Genomic DNA, 16,843 nt, shown 5'->3' with positions numbered 1-16,843 from the left:
CGCCTCCGTCGTCGGTCGGCGGCCCCGGCCCTCGGGCGCCGGGCTCCGCACGGATTCATCGTCCGGGGCGGCCGTCGCGCCGCACATCCTCGGAATTGCCGTGCGGAGAGGGCACCGGAGGGGACGCCGTCGCAGGCGGTCCCCGAGCGACAGCGGTGAGTTTCGGACGCCGGACGGGTCTCATGATCGTGGGAGGGACGGGACGGAGGTGACCACGTGGATGAGAAATCCCCCCGAAGCTCGACGCGGCCCGCCCCGCGGATGTGATCATTTCTGGACGATGACAGGGTGAGTCAGTCCGCCCTGAGATGAAGCGACGGAACGGCGGGGATCGCGTGCAGGCGTTCGTGTTGGTCCCGGGGACCTGGATGGGTCCCTGGATTTGGAAGAAGGTCGCCGAGGGCCTGCGGGACCGCGGCCACTCGGTCCACCTCGTCACGCTGTCAGGACTGGACCGGAGCGGCGGCGAGGACGTCTCCCGCATCGGCCTGGACACCCACATCGAGGACGTCCACGCGGTCCTGCGCGACCTGGCCCCCGAGCGGGTCGTCCTGGTCGGCCACGGCACCTCGGGGATCGTCGCCGGGGCGGTCGCCGACCGCGAGCCGGGCCGCGTCGACCGGACGGTCTACGTGGAGGCGTCGCTCCCGCACGACGGGAGGTCGGCGATCGACGCGTTCGGCGAGCCGCTGCGCGGCGCCGAGCTGCGGCTGATCGAGGAGAACGGCGGGCGGTGGCCGGTCCCGGACGTGGAGGTGGTGGCCGACGACCAGGGGCTGACCCCCGAGCAGGCGAGGTGGCTGACGGACCGCCTCCGCGACCACCCGGGACGCCCGCTCACCGAGCCCGTCCGGCTGACCCGTCCGCTGGAGGAGCAGCGCGCGACCTACGTCGTGTGCGAGCTGGAGCACTTCCACGGGCGGCTCGCCGCGGACGTGGAGCGGATGCGGTCCGCCCCCACCTGGCGGTTCCGCACGCTGGACACCGGCCTGTGGCCGATGGTGTCGGCGCCGGACGAGCTGGTGGCGCTGCTGGACGAGGTCGCCGCCGAGATCGCCCTCGGCGACGCCCTCGACAAGGCCCTCGAGAGCGGCATGGACGACGACACGAACGACGGCGTGGACGAAGCCGTGAACGACGGCCGGTCCCGGCCAGCGTGGGACACGCCCGGGGATGGAGTGGGTCCGCAACGCGGAAGGGGCTAGCCTCCGGGGAGAAATCCTGCCTTTCCGTGATCAGGGGGGATGGGTCCATGGCCGGGGAAGCGTGCCGACCTGAACGCGACGGTGGCCGTGTCGCCACGGCGGGCTGATCCCGAGCTGCGCCTCGCGCTGATCGACATCGGCGCCCGGCTGCTGTCGGAAGGCGGTCCGCCCGCCCTGTCCACGCGCCGCGTGGCGGCCGAGGCGGGCTGCTCCACCCAGGCCGTCTACACCCATTTCGGCGGCATGACCGGGCTCGTCCGCGAGATGGTCCACGAGGGCTTCGACCGCCTCCAGACCCACTTCGCCCGCGTCGGCGACTCCCCCGACCCCGTCACCGACATGGCCCTGCTCGGCCACGCCTACCGGCGGAACGCCGCCCGCAACCCGCACCTGTACGCGATCATGTTCGGCACGACGACCCACACCGGGTTCCGCCTGACCGAGCCGGACCGCCAGTACGGACGCCACACGCTCGCACGGGTCATCCGCACCGCCGACCGCTGCATCGCCTTAGGCCGCTTCACCACCGCGGACCCCGACCTGATCGCCCACCACATGTGGACGGCCGTGCACGGCCTCGTCACCCTCGAACTCGGCGACTACCTCGTGCCGCCCTACGACGCCGACACCTGCTTCGAGTCCCAGCTCGTCAACCTCATGGTCTCCCAGGGCGACGGACGCGACGGCGCGACCCGGTCGGTCGCGGAGGCGTGCCTGCGCGTCCTGAGGTACGAGGAGAGGACGGGCGGCATGCCCGCCCCCTCCTGAACCCCCGTCCAAGGCGGTCGGCCCGGCCGGGGCGCCGGCGCGCGACGCCCCGGCCGGACGTCCGCCGGCGCGTGCTCAGTCGCCCGGCCGGTAGACGAGGGAGACGGCGCCGGTGGCGAAGGTCCTGCTCTCCACGAGCCGCAGCGGGACGCGGGAGGTGAACAGGGGGATCCCGGAGCCGAGCGCGACCGGGTAGACCATCAGGCGGTAGAGGTCGACGAGGCCCTGCTCGGCGACGTGGCGGGCGAACCGCGCGCCGCCGGGGACCAGGATGTCCCGGCCCGGCAGGCCCTTGAGCCGGTCGATCTCCGTGACGACGTCGTGCTCGGCGATCCGCGCGTTGGACCAGCGGGCCTCCTTGAGCGTCGAGGAGAAGACGACCTTCTCGGCCCGGTTGATGAGCGGGGCCTGGGCGTCCGGCGCGGTCGGCCAGTACCGCGCCTGCTCCTGGAAGTTGACCCGCCCGATGAGCTGGACGTCGGTCTCCGACACGTAGTCGATGATCCGGCGCTCCACCTCCTCGTCCAGGTGCGGGAAGATCCAGTCGATTCCGCCGTCCTCGGTCGCGACGAAGCCGTCGACCGAGACGGCCATCGCGAGCACGACCCTCCTCACGGTCTCTCCGGGACGACGAGCGTGGCCTCCGCGAGGGTGAGCGGCCGGTTCGGCAGGACGAGCGGCAGCCCGAACCGCGGGAACAGGTGCGGGTCGAACGCGGTGATCTCCACGATCAGGCCGTCCTCGACGCGCAGCACGTCCAGGACCTGCGCCTCGAACGCGGCGGCGCCGGGCGGCCGGACGTAGTGCGCGACGGCGGGCTGGAGGTTGGCGCGGGTCGGCACGCTGCGCCACTGCCCGGCGTAGAGGGGGGACGCCGGGTCGAGGTACGCGCTGACGCCGGTGTAGAACTCCTGCCGGTCGGCGTAGAAGAGCGGGAGCGGAGGCATGGTCACCCGGACGTCCTCGGCCATCAGGTCGGCCATGGCCTGGGCCACCGTGGTGAGGTCGCCGCGCTCCATGACGTCGATGTAGCGCTTGACGAGGCGGCGCTCGGCGGCGCTCGGGTCCTCCCCCGCCTGCCACTCGGCGCGGCGCGAGGGCAGCCGCTGCTTCAGCGTGGCGCGGGCGCGCTGCAGCGCGCTGTTCACCGAGATGACGCTGGTGCCCAGGATGTCGGAGGTGTCCTTGGCCGGGTATCCCAGCACGTCGCGCAGGAGCAGCACCGAGCGCTGCTTGGGCGGCAGGTACTGGATGGCGGCGATGAACGCCAGCTCGATGGTCTCCTTGGCGACGACGACGGCGTCCGGCCCGGCGGAGCCCTCCGTCGGGGGCTCGATCAGGCCGCCCGGGATGGGCTGGAGCCAGGGGATCTCGTCGGGGAAGTCGTGTCGGGTCGTCCCGCCGACGACCTTGCGCGGGACGGGACGGCGGGGGTTGGCGGAGAGGAAGTCCAGGCAGGCGTTGGTGGCGATGCGGTACAGCCAGGCGCGGAAGGTGGCCCGTCCCTGGTAGGTGTCGCGCTTCTTCCACGCGCGGAGGAAGGTCTCCTGCACCAGGTCTTCGGAGTCCTCGATGGAGCCGAGCATCCGGTAGCAGTGCACCTGGAGCTCGCGGCGGTGCTTCTCAGCCAGATCCGTGAACGCGGCCTCGTCGACGACGAGGGACTGATCTTCACTCATAGCGACGATTCTCATCGAAAAGGTGAGCACTTGGCGAGATGTCTCCATATCACGACATGCTGAATTCTGGCTCGTGGCCGGTTCACCCGCGCCTGGCCCACCGAGCCGAGGAGGACTGCCGACGATGCCCGACACCCCTGAGACGAGGCCCTACACGGGAGCGGAGTACACCGAGAGCCTGCGCGACGACCGCGAGGTGTACCTGGACGGCGAGCGGATCAAGGACGTCACCGTCCACCCCGCCTTCAGCAACCCGGTCGCCATGACCGCGCGGCTCTACGACTCGCTGCACGACGAGAAGACCCGTCCGTTGCTGACCGTCCCGAGGGAGGACGGCGAGGGCTACACCCACCGGTTCTTCACCACCCCGCACAGCGCCGAGGACCTGGTCGGCGACCAGGCCGCCATCGCCCACTGGGCGCGGATGAGCTACGGGTGGATGGGCCGCGGCCCCGACTACAAGGGATCGTTCCTGGGCACGCTCGGCGCCAACGCCGACTTCTACGGGGAGTACGCGGGCAACGCGCGCGCCTGGTACCGGAAGGCCCAGGAGCGCGTCCTGTACTGGAACCACGCGATCGTCCACCCGCCCGTCGACCGGAGCAGGCCGCCGGACGAGGTCGCCGACGTCTACGTCCACGTCGAGCGGGAGACCGACGCGGGCCTGGTGGTCAGCGGCGCCAAGGTCGTGGCCACGGGCTCGGCGCTGACCCACCACACCTTCATCGCGCACTACGGGGTCCCGGTCAAGCGCAAGGAGTTCGCGCTGATCGCCACGATCCCGACCGGCGCGCCGGGGGTGAAGCTCATCTGCCGTCCCTCGTACACGGCGAACGCGGGCGCGTCGGCGGGCGGTCCCTTCGACTATCCGCTGTCGTCCCGCATGGACGAGAACGACTCCATCCTCGTCCTCGACAAGGTGCTCATCCCCTGGGAGAACGTGTTCGTCTACGGCGACCTCGCGAAGGCGCAGACCTTCACGGGCCAGTCGGGGTTCGTCGAGCGCTTCACCTTCCACGGCTGCACCCGCCTGGCGGTCAAGCTGGAGTTCATCGCGGGGCTGCTCGCCAAGGCGCTGGAGCTGACGGGCACCGCCGACTTCCGCGGCGTCCAGACCAGGCTCGGTGAGGTCCTGGCCTGGCGGAACCTGTTCTGGGGCCTGTCGGACGCCGCCGCCCGCAACCCCGTCCCGTGGCGGAACGGGGCCGTCCTGCCCAACCCCGAGTACGGGATGGCGTACCGCTGGTTCATGCAGATCGGCTACCCGCGGATCCGCGAGATCGTGCTGCAGGACGTCGCCAGCGGCCTGATCTTCGTCAACTCCAGCGCGGCCGACTTCGGCAGCCCCGCGATCCGCCCGTACCTCGACCGGTACCTGCGCGGCTCGGGCGGCGCCGACTCCGTCGAGCGGGTCAAGGTGATGAAGCTGCTGTGGGACGCGGTCGGCACCGAGTTCGGCGGCCGGCACGAGCTCTACGAGCGCAACTACGCGGGCAACCACGAGAACACCCGCGTCGAGCTGCTCGCGGCCCAGACGCTCGGCGGACAGCTCTCGTCGTACAAGGACCTGGTCGACCAGTGCCTCGCCGAGTACGACCTGGACGGCTGGACCGTGCCCGACCTGAAGACCTTCTAGTCGAAGCGGAGAGGCCGCACGTCGCATGACGTGCGGCCTCGCGCTTTCGGTCAGGACGGGCGGGGGGCCGGGTGGGCCCAGTGCATCCCGTCGGCCGAGGGCACCAGGCCGCCCTCGCGCACCGGGGCGTACTCGTCGGCGTTCTCGCCGAGCGCCGCCTGGACCTGGATGCGGACGCCCTCACGCGACACCGAGCGGGCCAGCGAGGTCTTCAGCAGGTCGCGGTCCTCGCCCGACTCGACCACCGGCCGGTGGACGAAGTCCGACAGCTCCTGGATGGCCGCGCTCCGGTCCCCGGAGACCAGCGCGCCCTCGTGGGACGAGCCGCCGCCCACCAGTTCCACGAAGGACTCCAGCTCGGTGCCCAGGCCGTCGGTGACCTTCTTGGCCCGCCAGAAGTAGGACTGCTCGTCCTGGTGCATGTCGTAGAAGGCGACGAGGAAGTCGTGGAACCGGGCGTACTCCTGCCGGTACCGCGCCTCGAACTCTTCGAAGCAGAGCTGCTCGGGGACGTCCCCCGACAGCGTCGTGTTGATCGACCGGGCCGCCAGCAGGCCCGAGTAGGTGGCCAGGTGGACGCCCGAGGAGAACACCGGGTCGATGAAGCACGCCGCGTCCCCGGCCAGGACGAGGCCCGGCTTGTGGAAGGCGTCCTGGATGTAGGAGTAGTCCTTGCGGACCCGGACCTTGCCGTACGGCCCCTCGGTGACCCGCTCGGCGTCGGACAGGAACTCGGCGATCATCGGGCATTCCCGGACGAGGCTCAGCAGCGCCTCCGCGCGGTCGCCGCGCACCCGGTCCAGGGCCTCGGGCATCAGGACGACGCCGACGCTGGTCAGCTCGTCGGTGAGCGGGATGTACCAGAACCAGCCCGCGGAGAACGCGACGGCCAGGATGTTGCCCCGGTTGGGCGCGGGCAGCCTCTTGCCGCCGCGGAAGTACCCGAAGAGCGCGACGTTGCGGAAGAACTCCGAGTACTTGCGGTTGCCGCCGGTCCTGGTGTGGATGCGGCTGCCGTTCCCGGAGGCGTCCACGACGATCCTGGCCGAGGTCCGGTGCCGCGCGCCCTTGGAGTCCTGCCAGGTCACGCCGGTCACCCGCCCGTCCGCGTCCTCGATGACGTCGGAGACCGGCGACTCCTCCCGGACGTCCACGCCGTTGGCGCGGGCGTTGTCGAGCAGGATCTTGTCGAAGCGCATCCGCTCCACCTGGTAGGCGGTGGAGGACGGCCCGGCGAACTGCGGCGAGGAGGAGAAGGCGAACGTCCACGGCTCCGGATTGCTGCCCCAGCGGAAGGTGCCACCGCGTTTGACCATGAACGCCGCCCTCTCCAGCTCCTCGGTCACCCCCAGCAGGCGGCAGACTCCGTGGACGGTCGCGGGCAGCAGCGACTCGCCGATCTGGTACCGGGGGAAGCTCTCGCGCTCCAGCAGCAGCACGCGGTGCCCCTGCTTGGCGACCAGGGTCGAGACCGTCGACCCGCAGGGGCCGCCGCCGACGACCACCACGTCGTACTCGCTGTCGAACTCGTTCGTGTCGGTCATTCCAGGTCTCCCCTCAGCTCAGGACGGCGCCGGTCTCCGCGACCGCGGTCAGGAAGTCGCCGCGCGCGACCATGCCGGCCACCTCCTCGATCTCGTCGGCCATGTACCGGTCGTGGTCGAGCGTCGGCACCACGTTCCGGATCAGGTCGTAGGCGGCCCGGCTCGCGCCGCCGAGCCCGTCGCGGCGGCCCGCGATGTCGACCGCCTGCGCGGCCGCGAGGAGTTCCACGGCCAGGATGCTGTCGTTGTTGCGCAGCACGCGGCGGGCGTTCCGCGCGGCGATCAGGCCCATGCTGACGATGTCCTGGTTGTCGCCGTTGGACGGGATGCTCTGCGTGCTGGCCGGGCCGATCGTCCGGTTCTCGGCGACCAGCGCCGTCGCCGGGTACTGCGCTCCTGCGAACCCGCTGTTCAGGCCCGGGTCGCCGGTGACGAGGAACTCGGGCAGCCCGTAGCTGAGGTGCCGGTTGAGCATCCGGTTGGTGCGTCGCTCGGACAGCACGCCGAGCTGGGTGAGGGCGATCGTCACGAAGTCCATGGCGAACGCGACGGGCTGGCCGTGGAAGTTCGCACCGTGGAAGATCTCCATGCCCTCGAAGAAGAGCGGGTTGTCGTTGGCCGAGTTCAGCTCGATCTCGACCTTGGTCCTGGCGTGGTAGAGCGTGTCCCGCACGGCGCCGAGCACCTGCGGGATGCAGCGCATCGAGTACGCCTTCTGCATGTAGACGTCGGTGCGCTGGACGCTCGTCCCGGCCTCCTTGACGGCCTGCACCTGGCCCCGCAGCTCGGAGTGCGCGACCGTCAGGCCGCTGTCGGCCATCAGCGTGCGCAGGTTCGCGGCGGTGTCGATCTGCCCCGGGTGCGGGCGGGCGATGTCATGCCCCTCCGGCTGGAAGGGGCCGGTGGAGCCGCGCAGCGCCTCCACGACCAGGGCGGTGGCGATCTCGGCCTGCCGGACCTGCTCCAGCGCCCGTCCGACGACCAGCGCGCCGAGCCCGGTCATGCCGGCCGTCCCGTTGATGAGCGCCAGCCCCTCCTTGAACCGCAGCTCCAGCGGCTCGATGCCCAGCTCCCGCAGGACGGGGCCGGTCGGGACCTTGCGGCCGTCGCGGAGCACGTAGCCCTCGCCGATGACGGTGGTGGCGATGTGCGACAGCGGCGCGAGGTCGCCGCTGGCGCCCAGGGAGCCCTGCTCGGGGATGGCCGGGATGACGCCCAGGTTCAGGTAGAGGGCGAGCCGCTCGACGATCTCCGGCCGGACGGCCGAGTGCCCCTTGGCGAGGGCGTTGAGCCGGGCCGAGACGATCGCCCTGGCCTCGTCCTCGGCGAACAGCGGCCCCACGCCCGCACTGTGGCTGCGGACCAGGTTGGTCTGCAGTTCGACCTCGTTGGACGGGTCGACCAGCATGTAGATCATCTCGCCGTAGCCGGTGGTCACCCCGTAGACCGGGGTGCCGGCGTTGACCAGGTCCTCGAACTGGGCACGGCTCTTGGCGACGCGTTCCAGTGCGGCCGGCGCGACCTCGCACCGCGCCCGGTCCTCGGCGACGCGCCGCACGTCCGGGATGCTCAGGTTGTGGCCGTCGAATTCGACGGTCGCTGTGGTGTCCAACCGGATCGACCTCTCACTCGTTTCGTGGGCTGCCGCGGACGGGATCGGGCTCGGCGAGAGCCGCCATCCCGGCCAGCGAGGAATGCGACAGGCAGTCCCGCAGGGAGACCGCCGCGCCGAGCCGTTCACGGATCCGCTCGGCGAGCATGGGGAGGAGCAGCGAGTGGCCGCCGGCCGCGAAGAAGTCCTCCTCGACGGTGGCCGGGGCCGCGCCCAGCAGGTCCCGCCAGATCCCGGCGAGCTCCCGCTCGGCGGCCGTCCTCGGCGGACGGCCGCGACGGGCGAGCACCCGGGCCGGATCCGGCAGGCGGAGGCGGTCCACCTTCCCCGCGATGTTCCGCGGGAGGCCCGCCTCCAGGGTGTGGAAGGCGATCAGCCGCATCGAGGCCCCGAACCTCCGGTGGAGGTGCGCGCGCCACGCGTCGGGGTCGGGTGCGGCGGCGTCCACCGGGACGACGTGGGCCAGCAGGTGGGTGACCAGGCCGTGGGCGCCGGTCACGGGGACGACCGCGCACTCGCGGACCGACGGGTGCGCGGCCAGCTCGGTCTCGACGTCGGCGAGTTCGACCCGGTTGCCGCCGACCTTCACCTGGTGGTCGCGGCGCCCACGGAACTCCAGCCGACCGTCCCAGCGCCATCGGCCCAGGTCACCGGTCCGGTAGCAGCCGATCCCGTCGTCCTGGCCGTGCGGTTCCGGCAGCGGGCGGAAGGCGCTCGCGTCGTCGCCGCCGACGTATCCCCCGGCCGTGTACGGGCTGAGGATCACGATCTCGCCGGTGACGCCCGCCGGGCAGGAGCGGCCTCGCTCGTCGAGGACGAGGATCCGGCGGCCGGGGATGGGGCGTCCGATCGGGACGGTCGCCGGGACGGGCCCGGTCACCTCGTACCAGGTGGCCGCGATGGTCTCGGTGGGGCCGTAGGCGTTGAAGATCCGCGCGTGCGGGGCCGCCTCGCGCAGGTCGTTCACCAGCGCTCCGGACAGCGCCTCGCCCATCAGGACGACGCGGTCCAGCTTCCGGGGCCAGCCGTCCTCGCGGTCGCGCGCGGCCCGCAGCAGTTCGGCCGCGAAGCTGGGGACGGTCTGGAGGAACGTGACGCCCTCGTCCGCCAGCCATGCGAGCAGCGCCTCGGGGTTCAGCCTGATCCGCTCGGGGATCACGCACAGCGTGCCACCCACCGCCAGGGTCGCGAAGACCTCGCACAGGCTCGGGTCGTGCTCGGGCGTGACCCACAGGGCCACCCGCGAGCCTCGGTCGATGCCCCACGCGCCGGTCATCCAGGCGGCGAACTGCGCGAGAGCGCCGTGCGTCTGCGCGATGCCCTTGGGCTTGCCGGTCGATCCCGACGTGTACGCGACGTACGCGAGCCGGTCCAGGTCAAGGTCCGGATCGAGGACGGGCGGCAGCGGCTGGACGGCGTCCTCACCGGGTTCAGGGGCGAGGAGGGTGCCGCCGAGGTGGTCGGCGTACCAGCGTTCCAAGGGCGCGTCGGGGGTCTCGGTGACCAGGCACGCGGGCTTCAGCTCGGTGAGCACCGAACGGCCGCGCTCCCCCGCGTCCCCGGACCCGAACCAGACCACGTGGGCGCCGGCGAGGTGAGCAGCCACGGAGGCGGTGAGCTGCGCGGGACCGTGCGCCATGCGGACGGCCACGGGGGCCCCGTCGGCTCCGGCGTCGCGCAGCCGGGCGGCGAACGCCGTGGCGTCCTCCAGCAGAGCGCGGTAGTTCAGGCGTCCGCCCGGCCAGGTCATCGCGTCCCGGCCGGGGTGCCGTCCGAGCAGCGCGTGGACCGGCTCGCGCGGGGCGTCCGCGTCGAGCACGGAGCCCGAGTGCGGAGCGGCCTCGATCCGCGTCTTGTCCTCAAGTGGCAGGTCGCTAATAAGGGTGTCGGGACGGTCGGCGGCCGCTCGCAGAAGCGTCCGCAGGTGGCTGAGCATCGCCGCCGGTGCGGGATAGGCCGGATCCGCGCGGTGGCTCAGCCGTCCGCGCACCGATGCGTCCAGGTCGTCGAGGCTCAGGCACAGGTCGGCGAGCTCCGCGTCGGCCACCGGGTCGGGTTCGACCCGCGCGTCCCCGAGGACGAGCCGGGCCTCCGGAACCGGGGGGACGAACGTTGCGTCGCTCCACGGGACCCGGTCGCGTTCCGCGCCGACTGTGCGGACGACCTCGGTGAACGGTAGGAAACGGTGTTCGCGGGCGTCGGCGTGGGCGCGGTGGACCGCGGCGACCATCGCGGCGAAGGTCGGCTCGCCCTCCGGGCCGCCGCACACCACGACCGGGTTCTCCAGTGGCCCGACCGTGCGTTCGAACCCCGCCGGGCGCGCGTCCATCGGCACGGTGACCGGGATGACGCCGCCGCCGTAGCGGTGCAGCAGACTCTGGAAGGCCGCGAGGAGCACGATCGCGGGCGTCGTTTCGCACGCGCGGGCGAGCGAGGCGACGCGCACGGCGGTCCCAGGTCCCCAGTCGAAGGGCAGCGCGGACGGCGGCCCGGCAGGTTCGGGGTCGCGTTCGAAGGGCAGCACGGGCGGCGGGACGGTGAGCACGCCGCTCCAGTACCGGCGCGCGTCCTGCCACCACGGCGCGTCCCGCGCGTCCCGCTCCCACTCCACGTAGTGGGCGTAGGGTCGCGACCGTTCCGGGCCTCCGGCATGCCGCGACTCTTCGCGCGCGGCCCGGCCGTAGGTCTCGGACAGCTCCTCGACCAGCAGGGACAGCGAGACGCGATCGGCGACGGCGCGATGGACGGCCAGCACGACGCGGTGTTCGCGAGCCCCGGACCGCGTGACGGTGAGGGCGGCGACCGGGCCGGTGGACAGGTCGATCGGGCCGTCGCCGAGATCGAGGTCGGCGCGCGGCGTCGGGACTCCGGCCTCCAGCGGGATCCTCGTCCGGAGGACCTCGTTCCGGGCGAGGACGCGCCGCCACGCCGCGCGCAGTCCGCCCGCGTCGAGGTCTCCGGTCACCCGGAAGCCGCGCCTCAGGACGAGCGCGGACGTGTCGGAGCCGATCCGGTCGAGGAACCAGATCCCCTCCTGGGCGAGGGAAATGGCCGGTCGCCACTGCGCCGGGAAATTCGATACGGCCATTCACACCTCCTTCGACGCTCCGAATCCTCACACGCTCCCGAACGCGGCTGCTTCTCGTGAATTGCGCGGCGATTGCCCAGGTGACCGGGGTGGTGCGGACGTCGAAAGGCAATCGCCAGGATGCGCGGGCATTCCCCCGGACCGGACGATGGACGCCACCGAACAGGCCCCGAAACGCAAGGAGCCGAATGATGGCCGACTGGAGTCCGCAGGAGATCGAGGATCGGGTCAGGGAGATCTGGGCCGGCGTGCTGAACGCGGGAGAGGGCGAGGAGGACGCCACGTTCTTCGAGCTGCACGGGCAGTCGATCTCCGCGGCCCGCATCATCGCCCGGATCGAGGACGAGTTCGGGGTGGCGGTGGACATCGGCGTCCTGTTCCGCGACTGCGACGTCGCCATGCTGACCCGCGAGGTGATGGCCACCGAGCGGCGGCCCTGACCCGACAGAAACCGCTCAGGACAGCAGAAGGCGGGCGGTCCGGATCCCGGGTGCCGGTGCGTTGCCGGTGCCGAGCTGGCGGTGGGGGATCCGGACCGCCCGCGTTTCTGGGTCTCCCGCCGGTCCACACCGGCGGGAGACGATCAGCGCCGGTGCGGACCGGCGCTTGGGAAGGTCAGCGTCTGCGGGCGATGGTCAGGCCGTCGGCGATGGGGAGCATCACCGTGTCGAGCCGGTCGTCCGCCGCGAGCGCCGCGTTGAAGTCGCGGACCTGGCGGGCGCTGGCGCGCATGAGGGCGTCGCCCGCGAGGCCCGGGTCCAGGACGTACCCGTCGAGCAGGACGTTGTCGGCGATCAGCAGTCCCCCCGGCCGCAGCAGCGGCACGGCCAGGGGGAGGTAGTTCGGGTAGTTCATCTTGTCGGCGTCGATGAAGACGATGTCGGCGGTCCCGCCGGGGAGGGCCGGGTCGGCGGGCAGCGCGGCCAGCGTCCGTCCCGCCGCGCCGAGGCGGAAGTCGACGCGGTCCGCCACCCCGGCCTTCTCCCAGTGCTCGCGCGCCAGGCCGAGGTGGGTGTCGGACACGTCGCAGGTGATGACCGTGCCGCCCGGCCCGACCCCCAGGGCGAACGCCAGCGCTGACAGGCCGGTGAACGTTCCCACGTCCACGACGGTCCTGGCGCCGGCGGTCCTGGCGAGCAGGGTGAGCAGGGCGGCCTGTTCGAGCGGGACCATCATGCCGCCCTCGGCGCCGAGCGCGGCCGTCCGCTCGGCCAGGCCCGTCAGCACCGGGTCGGCCGGGCTGCACGACCGCACGAGATAGGCCCCCATGGCCTCGCTGATCGGAACGTGCTTGACCGCAGGGGGTGGCGTGCTGCCGTTCACGGTGTCTCCTCCCGCTCGGGTGTGGCCGGTCAGATGTAGAGCGAGTCGGGCTCCTGGCCCGTGAGGATCCGGCCGTACAGCTCGGCGTTGGTGTCGGGGTTCATCAGCGCGTGCAGGTTGACCGACTGGACGTCGGCGAGGATCCGGGCGATCGGGACGTCGCGGTAGATCGAGGAGCCGCCGCTCGCGCGGGCGTAGACCTCCACGGCCTCGCGGGCCCGGCCGCAGGCCGCGCCCAGCTCGCCGCGGGCGAGCACGCGGTCGGCGACCGACCACTCCTCGCCGGCGGCGGCCTTGTCGTCGACCAGCCCGGCCAGCCGCTCCGCGTGGAACCCCGCCTCGTCCGCGAGCTGCGCGGCCTTCGCGGCCTGCAGGTGGGTGACGGGGGCCTCGTCCTGCCGGTCGTAGCCGCTGTAGGTGATCTTCCGGCTGGGCAGCCGGTCGTAGAAGACGTCGCGGGCGGCCCGGGTGAGGCCGACGGTGACGCCCACCGACGACGCCGACGCCACCGGCACCAGCGGCGCGCGGTACATCGGGCGCTCGGCGCTCTTCGCGGAGACGGCCTGGCCGTTGAGCGCGGCGCCGAGCGGCAGCACCCGGGCGGCGGGGACGAACAGGTCCGTGGCCGCCGTGCTGACACTGCCGGTGCCGCGCAGCCCGGAGGTGTCCCAGTCGTCGATGATCGTCAGGTCCGACATCGGGACCAGCGCCATGACCGGCTGCGGCTCCTTGTCGGCGCTCAGCACCACGGCGATGATCTCCTGCCAGTGCGCGTGGTGCGCACCGGTGATGAAGCCCCACTTCCCGTTGACGACGATGCCGCCGTCCGCCTCGGTGGCCATGCCGGACGGGCTGAGCGTCCCGCACACGCGGACGTCCGGCGTCGAGAACACCTCGTCCTGCACCTCGTCGGGGAACAGGCCGGCCATCCAGGTCGGGATCCAGTACACCTGCGCCGTCCAGGCCAGGGAGCCGTCGACGGCGGCGAGCTCCGACGCCACGCTCACCAGCGTCCGGGCGCCGACCTCGTACCCGCCGTACCGGACGGGGGTGCGGAGCTTGAACAGGCCCGCGTCGGCGAGCGCGTCGATCTGCTCGTCGGCGAGCCGCCGGTTCTGCTCGGACCACGCCACGTGGTCGCGGGCGGCCTTCGCCGCCCGCGCCGCGCGCTCCACCAGTTCGTCGTGCGTCGGAACGTCCGTCGTCACCATCGCGTCCACCTCCGGAAGCCGATCAGGACCGTCACCTGCCCGACGCTCCCACCGCGGGCCGGGGCCCGGCATCCTCCCGAATGCTCACGGGCACCACGCCGCACGTGCCGAGGGCCGCGCACGCTGGAAGAAGTCCGGGCCGCGGAGCGGGTGCGATCGTTTCGGGGAACCCACCGAGACCGGGAGTGAACGTGACGATCTCCTCGACACCATCGGCGCGCTCGGCCGCCCTCCTCGAAGACCTGGACCGGCGTCATGTCCTCCATCCGCACGAACGCGGGCACCGCGACGAACGTCGCGTCATGGTGCGCGGCGAGGGCAGCACGGTGTGGGACGCGTCGGGCCGCGAGTTCCTCGACGCCCTCGGCGGCGGCATCTGGGTGGCCCAGGTCGGCCACGGCCGCCGGGAGCTGGCGGACGCGGCGGCCCGGCAGATGTCCGAGCTCGCCCACTTCACCAGCTTCTTCGAATACGGCACCGACAAGGGCGCCCTGCTCGCCGAGAGGCTGGTCGACCTCGCGCCCGCCGGGATGGACCGGGCGTTCTTCACCTCCAGCGGCTCCGAGGCCGTCGAGACGGCGATGAAGCTGGCCCGCCTCTACCACCACCACCGCGGCGAGCCCGACCGCAACTGGATCATCGCCCGGCACTACGGCTACCACGGCACGACGTACGGCAGCGGCACCGCGACCGGCATCCCCAACATGCAGGTCGCCGTCGGCCCGAACCTCCCGCACGTCGAGAAGGTCCTCCCGCCCTACCCGTACCACCCGGAGATGTACGGCGGCCAGGACGTCACCGGGTTCCTGCTGAACGAGCTGTCGGAGACCATCGAGCGGCTGGGCGCCGGGAACATCGCCGCGATGATCGGCGAGCCGGTGCTGGGCGGCGGCGGCGTGATCGCGCCCCCGGCCGACTACTGGCCGCGCGTGCGGGAGCTGCTGCGCTCGCACGGCATCCTGCTCATCGCCGACGAGGTCATCACCGGCTACGGCCGGATCGGCAGCTGGTTCGACTCGGCGCCGCGCGGCATGGACGCCGACATCATCACCACCGCCAAGGGCCTGACCAGCGGTTACCTCCCCATGGGCGCGGTGCTCATGGGCGAGGGGATCGCCGCGGCGGTGGCGGGAGGCGAGCGCGACTTCTTCCACGGCCACACCTACTCCGGCCACCCGGTCGCCGCGGCCGTGGCGCTGGCCAACCTGGAGATCATCGAGAAGGAGAGCCTGCTCGCCCGGTCGCTGGCGATCTCCGAGTGGTTCCGCACGGGCCTCGCCCCGGCCGCCGCGCTGCCGCCGGTCGGCGACGTCCGCGTCGAGGGGGCCATGGCCGGGATCGAGCTGGTGGCGAACAAGGAGACGCGCGAGCCGGTCCCCGAGGCGCTCGCCCTGGCCGTGGCCGACGACCTCTACGAGACGCACGGCGTCATCACCCGCAACTACGGGCCCACGCTGGTGCTCTCCCCGCCGCTGGTCTTCGAGCGCTCCGAGGCCGAGCGGACGACCTCCGCGATCGTCGAGGTCCTGGGCCGGGTGGACGTCGAGTCCGGCGTCATCGCCCCCCGCTGACGGGCTCCACGCCCGATCGGCGATCCCTCTGCGCCCGTGACGGACGGTTCACTCCCGTCCCGCCCGTCACGGGCTTCGCTCGCCCGTCCGTTCTTTCTGCTCCGTCCGTCCGTCAAGCCGTCCATGCCGAGCAAGGTGGTCGATATGAAGGCAGCCGTCATTCCCGAGGTCAACGCCACGTGGCGGATCCAGGAGGTGCCCACGCCGGAGCCGGGGCCCGGTGAGGTGCTGGTCAGGGTGCGCGCCTCGGGCATCTGCTTCAACGATGTGCTGACGACGCGGGGCATCATCCCGTTCCCGCCGTTCTCCCCCGCCGTCCTCGGGCACGAGGGCGCAGGCGAGGTCGTCCGGGTCGGCGCGGGGGTCACCTCGCGGCAGGAGGGCGACCGCGTCGGCGTGCCCTGGATCCAGGGCACCTGCGGACGCTGCGACTACTGCGCGCAGAACCGGCCGCTGTCCGGGCACGCGGCCTTCGCGTGCCGGATGCCCCGGATGACCGGCATCACCGTGCCGGGCGGCCAGGCCGAGTACGTGGTGGCGGAGGCGTCGGGAACCGTGCTCCTGCCGTCCGGGCTGGACTACGAGCTGGCCGCCCCGGTGCTCTGCGCGGGCAACACGGCCTGGGGCGCGCTGCGCAACGCCGAACCCCGGCCGTTCGACCGCGTCGCGGTGCTCGGCATCGGCGGCCTCGGCCACATGGCGCTCCAGTTCGCCGCGGCGGCGGGCCACGAGACCATCGCCATCACCCGGTCGCCCGACAAGCACGAGGCCGCCCGCGAGCTCGGGGCGGAGACGATCGTCGCGGACGGCGAGGGACTCCAGGCCGCGGGCGGCGCCGACGTCATCCTCGTCACCGCGCCGTCCTACACCGCCGCCTCGGACGCGATGCGCGGACTGCGTCCCGGCGGGCGGATCGTCCTGGCCGGGATCGACGGGATGTCGCCCTTCACCATCGCCCCCGACATGGCCCAGCCGTTCTTCGCGCGCGGGCAGCGCGTGCTCGGCGCCACCCACGAGGGCCCGGACGTCCTGCGCGAGGCGCTCGAGATCGTCGCGTCCGGCCAGGTCACCCCGCGCGTCGAGACGTACGGCCACCGGGACGTCGCCGACGCCTTCGACCGGGTGGCGAAGGGCGAGGCGCGGTTCCGCGCGGTCGTGACCTACTGACGGCCGGCGTGCCCCCATCGACGGCACGACGGCACGACG

General features: G+C 72.4%; 13 protein-coding genes. 6 read left to right on the top strand and 7 right to left on the bottom strand.

All coding sequences use genetic code 11. The annotated features are described in order from the left end of the window. Positions 1–308 precede the first annotated feature (308 nt). Both AB0L06_RS24395 and AB0L06_RS24390 read left to right on the top strand, forming a co-directional pair. Positions 309–1,205, top strand: a complete 897-nt coding sequence (locus tag AB0L06_RS24395; RefSeq protein WP_500233379.1) for an alpha/beta fold hydrolase — start codon at positions 309–311, stop codon at positions 1,203–1,205. 87 nt (positions 1,206–1,292) lie between these two features. Continuing rightward, positions 1,293–1,973, top strand: coding sequence for a TetR/AcrR family transcriptional regulator (locus AB0L06_RS24390; RefSeq protein ID WP_500233378.1), 681 nt, complete (start codon positions 1,293–1,295; stop codon positions 1,971–1,973). 75 nt (positions 1,974–2,048) lie between these two features. Here AB0L06_RS24390 and AB0L06_RS24385 read toward each other — a convergent pair whose 3' ends face one another. Together AB0L06_RS24385 and AB0L06_RS24380 are read right to left on the bottom strand one after the other, a co-directional pair. Continuing rightward, positions 2,049–2,588, bottom strand: a complete 540-nt coding sequence (locus AB0L06_RS24385; protein ID WP_500233377.1) for a dihydrofolate reductase family protein — start codon at positions 2,586–2,588, stop codon at positions 2,049–2,051. Beyond that, a complete protein-coding gene (locus AB0L06_RS24380; protein WP_500233376.1) occupies positions 2,585–3,652 on the bottom strand; it encodes a sigma-70 family RNA polymerase sigma factor in 1,068 nt (355 codons plus the stop codon). The genes AB0L06_RS24385 and AB0L06_RS24380 overlap by 4 nt, the downstream gene beginning before the upstream one ends. Before the next feature lie 124 nt (positions 3,653–3,776). Between AB0L06_RS24380 and AB0L06_RS24375 the strand changes: the two genes are divergently transcribed. Then, on the top strand, positions 3,777–5,288 hold the full coding sequence (locus tag AB0L06_RS24375; protein WP_500233375.1) for a 4-hydroxyphenylacetate 3-hydroxylase family protein: 1,512 nt from the start codon (positions 3,777–3,779) through the stop codon (positions 5,286–5,288). Positions 5,289–5,338: 50 nt separating this feature from the next. On the opposite strand, the gene AB0L06_RS24370 is transcribed toward AB0L06_RS24375, so the two are convergent. Genes AB0L06_RS24370 through AB0L06_RS24360 form a run of 3 tightly spaced genes read right to left on the bottom strand, consistent with a single transcriptional unit; the run spans position 5,339 to position 11,532 of the window. Next, complete coding sequence (locus AB0L06_RS24370) at positions 5,339–6,832, bottom strand: tryptophan 7-halogenase (RefSeq protein WP_500233374.1); 1,494 nt, start codon at positions 6,830–6,832, stop codon at positions 5,339–5,341. 13 nt (positions 6,833–6,845) lie between these two features. Next, positions 6,846–8,444: a tyrosine 2,3-aminomutase gene (gene cmdF / locus AB0L06_RS24365; protein ID WP_500233373.1), complete on the bottom strand. Its 1,599-nt coding sequence runs from the start codon at positions 8,442–8,444 to the stop codon at positions 6,846–6,848. A gap of 13 nt (positions 8,445–8,457) precedes the next feature. After that, positions 8,458–11,532, bottom strand: a complete 3,075-nt coding sequence (locus AB0L06_RS24360; RefSeq protein WP_500233372.1) for a non-ribosomal peptide synthetase — start codon at positions 11,530–11,532, stop codon at positions 8,458–8,460. A 191-nt stretch (positions 11,533–11,723) separates the two neighbouring features. Between AB0L06_RS24360 and AB0L06_RS24355 the strand changes: the two genes are divergently transcribed. Then, positions 11,724–11,972, top strand: coding sequence for an acyl carrier protein (locus AB0L06_RS24355; protein WP_500233371.1), 249 nt, complete (start codon positions 11,724–11,726; stop codon positions 11,970–11,972). A 175-nt stretch (positions 11,973–12,147) separates the two neighbouring features. Here AB0L06_RS24355 and AB0L06_RS24350 read toward each other — a convergent pair whose 3' ends face one another. Continuing rightward, positions 12,148–12,855 carry an O-methyltransferase gene (locus tag AB0L06_RS24350; protein WP_500233370.1) on the bottom strand — a complete coding sequence of 236 codons (708 nt, stop codon included), beginning with the start codon at positions 12,853–12,855 and terminating at the stop codon, positions 12,148–12,150. A gap of 29 nt (positions 12,856–12,884) precedes the next feature. Further along, the gene (locus AB0L06_RS24345; RefSeq protein WP_500233369.1) at positions 12,885–14,066 is read right to left on the bottom strand and encodes an acyl-CoA dehydrogenase family protein; all 1,182 of its coding nucleotides are present in this window, start codon (positions 14,064–14,066) and stop codon (positions 12,885–12,887) included. A 191-nt stretch (positions 14,067–14,257) separates the two neighbouring features. Here AB0L06_RS24345 and AB0L06_RS24340 point away from each other — a divergent pair, with 191 nt between their 5' ends. Together AB0L06_RS24340 and AB0L06_RS24335 are read left to right on the top strand one after the other, a co-directional pair. Continuing rightward, on the top strand, positions 14,258–15,637 hold the full coding sequence (locus AB0L06_RS24340) for an aminotransferase family protein (protein ID WP_500233368.1): 1,380 nt from the start codon (positions 14,258–14,260) through the stop codon (positions 15,635–15,637). A 144-nt stretch (positions 15,638–15,781) separates the two neighbouring features. Next, positions 15,782–16,804: an alcohol dehydrogenase catalytic domain-containing protein gene (locus tag AB0L06_RS24335; protein WP_500233367.1), complete on the top strand. Its 1,023-nt coding sequence runs from the start codon at positions 15,782–15,784 to the stop codon at positions 16,802–16,804. Positions 16,805–16,843 lie beyond the last annotated feature (39 nt).

The sequence above is a fragment of the Spirillospora sp. NPDC052269 genome (assembly GCF_040679435.1).
Taxonomy (GTDB): domain Bacteria; phylum Actinomycetota; class Actinomycetes; order Streptosporangiales; family Streptosporangiaceae; genus Spirillospora.
The sequence above is the reverse complement of the archived record's forward strand: the minus strand, read 5'-3'. Positions and strand labels throughout refer to the sequence as shown.

Excerpts from the sequence above, each read along its gene's own strand:
- AB0L06_RS24380 (WP_500233376.1), bottom strand. The coding sequence starts at position 3,652 with ATGAGTGAAGATCAGTCCCTCGTCGTCGACGAGGCCGCGTTCACGGAT.
- AB0L06_RS24355 (WP_500233371.1), top strand. The coding sequence starts at position 11,724 with ATGGCCGACTGGAGTCCGCAGGAGATCGAGGATCGGGTCAGGGAGATC.
- AB0L06_RS24335 (WP_500233367.1), top strand. The coding sequence starts at position 15,782 with ATGAAGGCAGCCGTCATTCCCGAGGTCAACGCCACGTGGCGGATCCAG.
- AB0L06_RS24370 (WP_500233374.1), bottom strand. The coding sequence starts at position 6,832 with ATGACCGACACGAACGAGTTCGACAGCGAGTACGACGTGGTGGTCGTC.
- AB0L06_RS24360 (WP_500233372.1), bottom strand. The coding sequence starts at position 11,532 with ATGGCCGTATCGAATTTCCCGGCGCAGTGGCGACCGGCCATTTCCCTC.
- AB0L06_RS24395 (WP_500233379.1), top strand. The coding sequence starts at position 309 with ATGAAGCGACGGAACGGCGGGGATCGCGTGCAGGCGTTCGTGTTGGTC.
- AB0L06_RS24375 (WP_500233375.1), top strand. The coding sequence starts at position 3,777 with ATGCCCGACACCCCTGAGACGAGGCCCTACACGGGAGCGGAGTACACC.
- AB0L06_RS24345 (WP_500233369.1), bottom strand. The coding sequence starts at position 14,066 with ATGGTGACGACGGACGTTCCGACGCACGACGAACTGGTGGAGCGCGCG.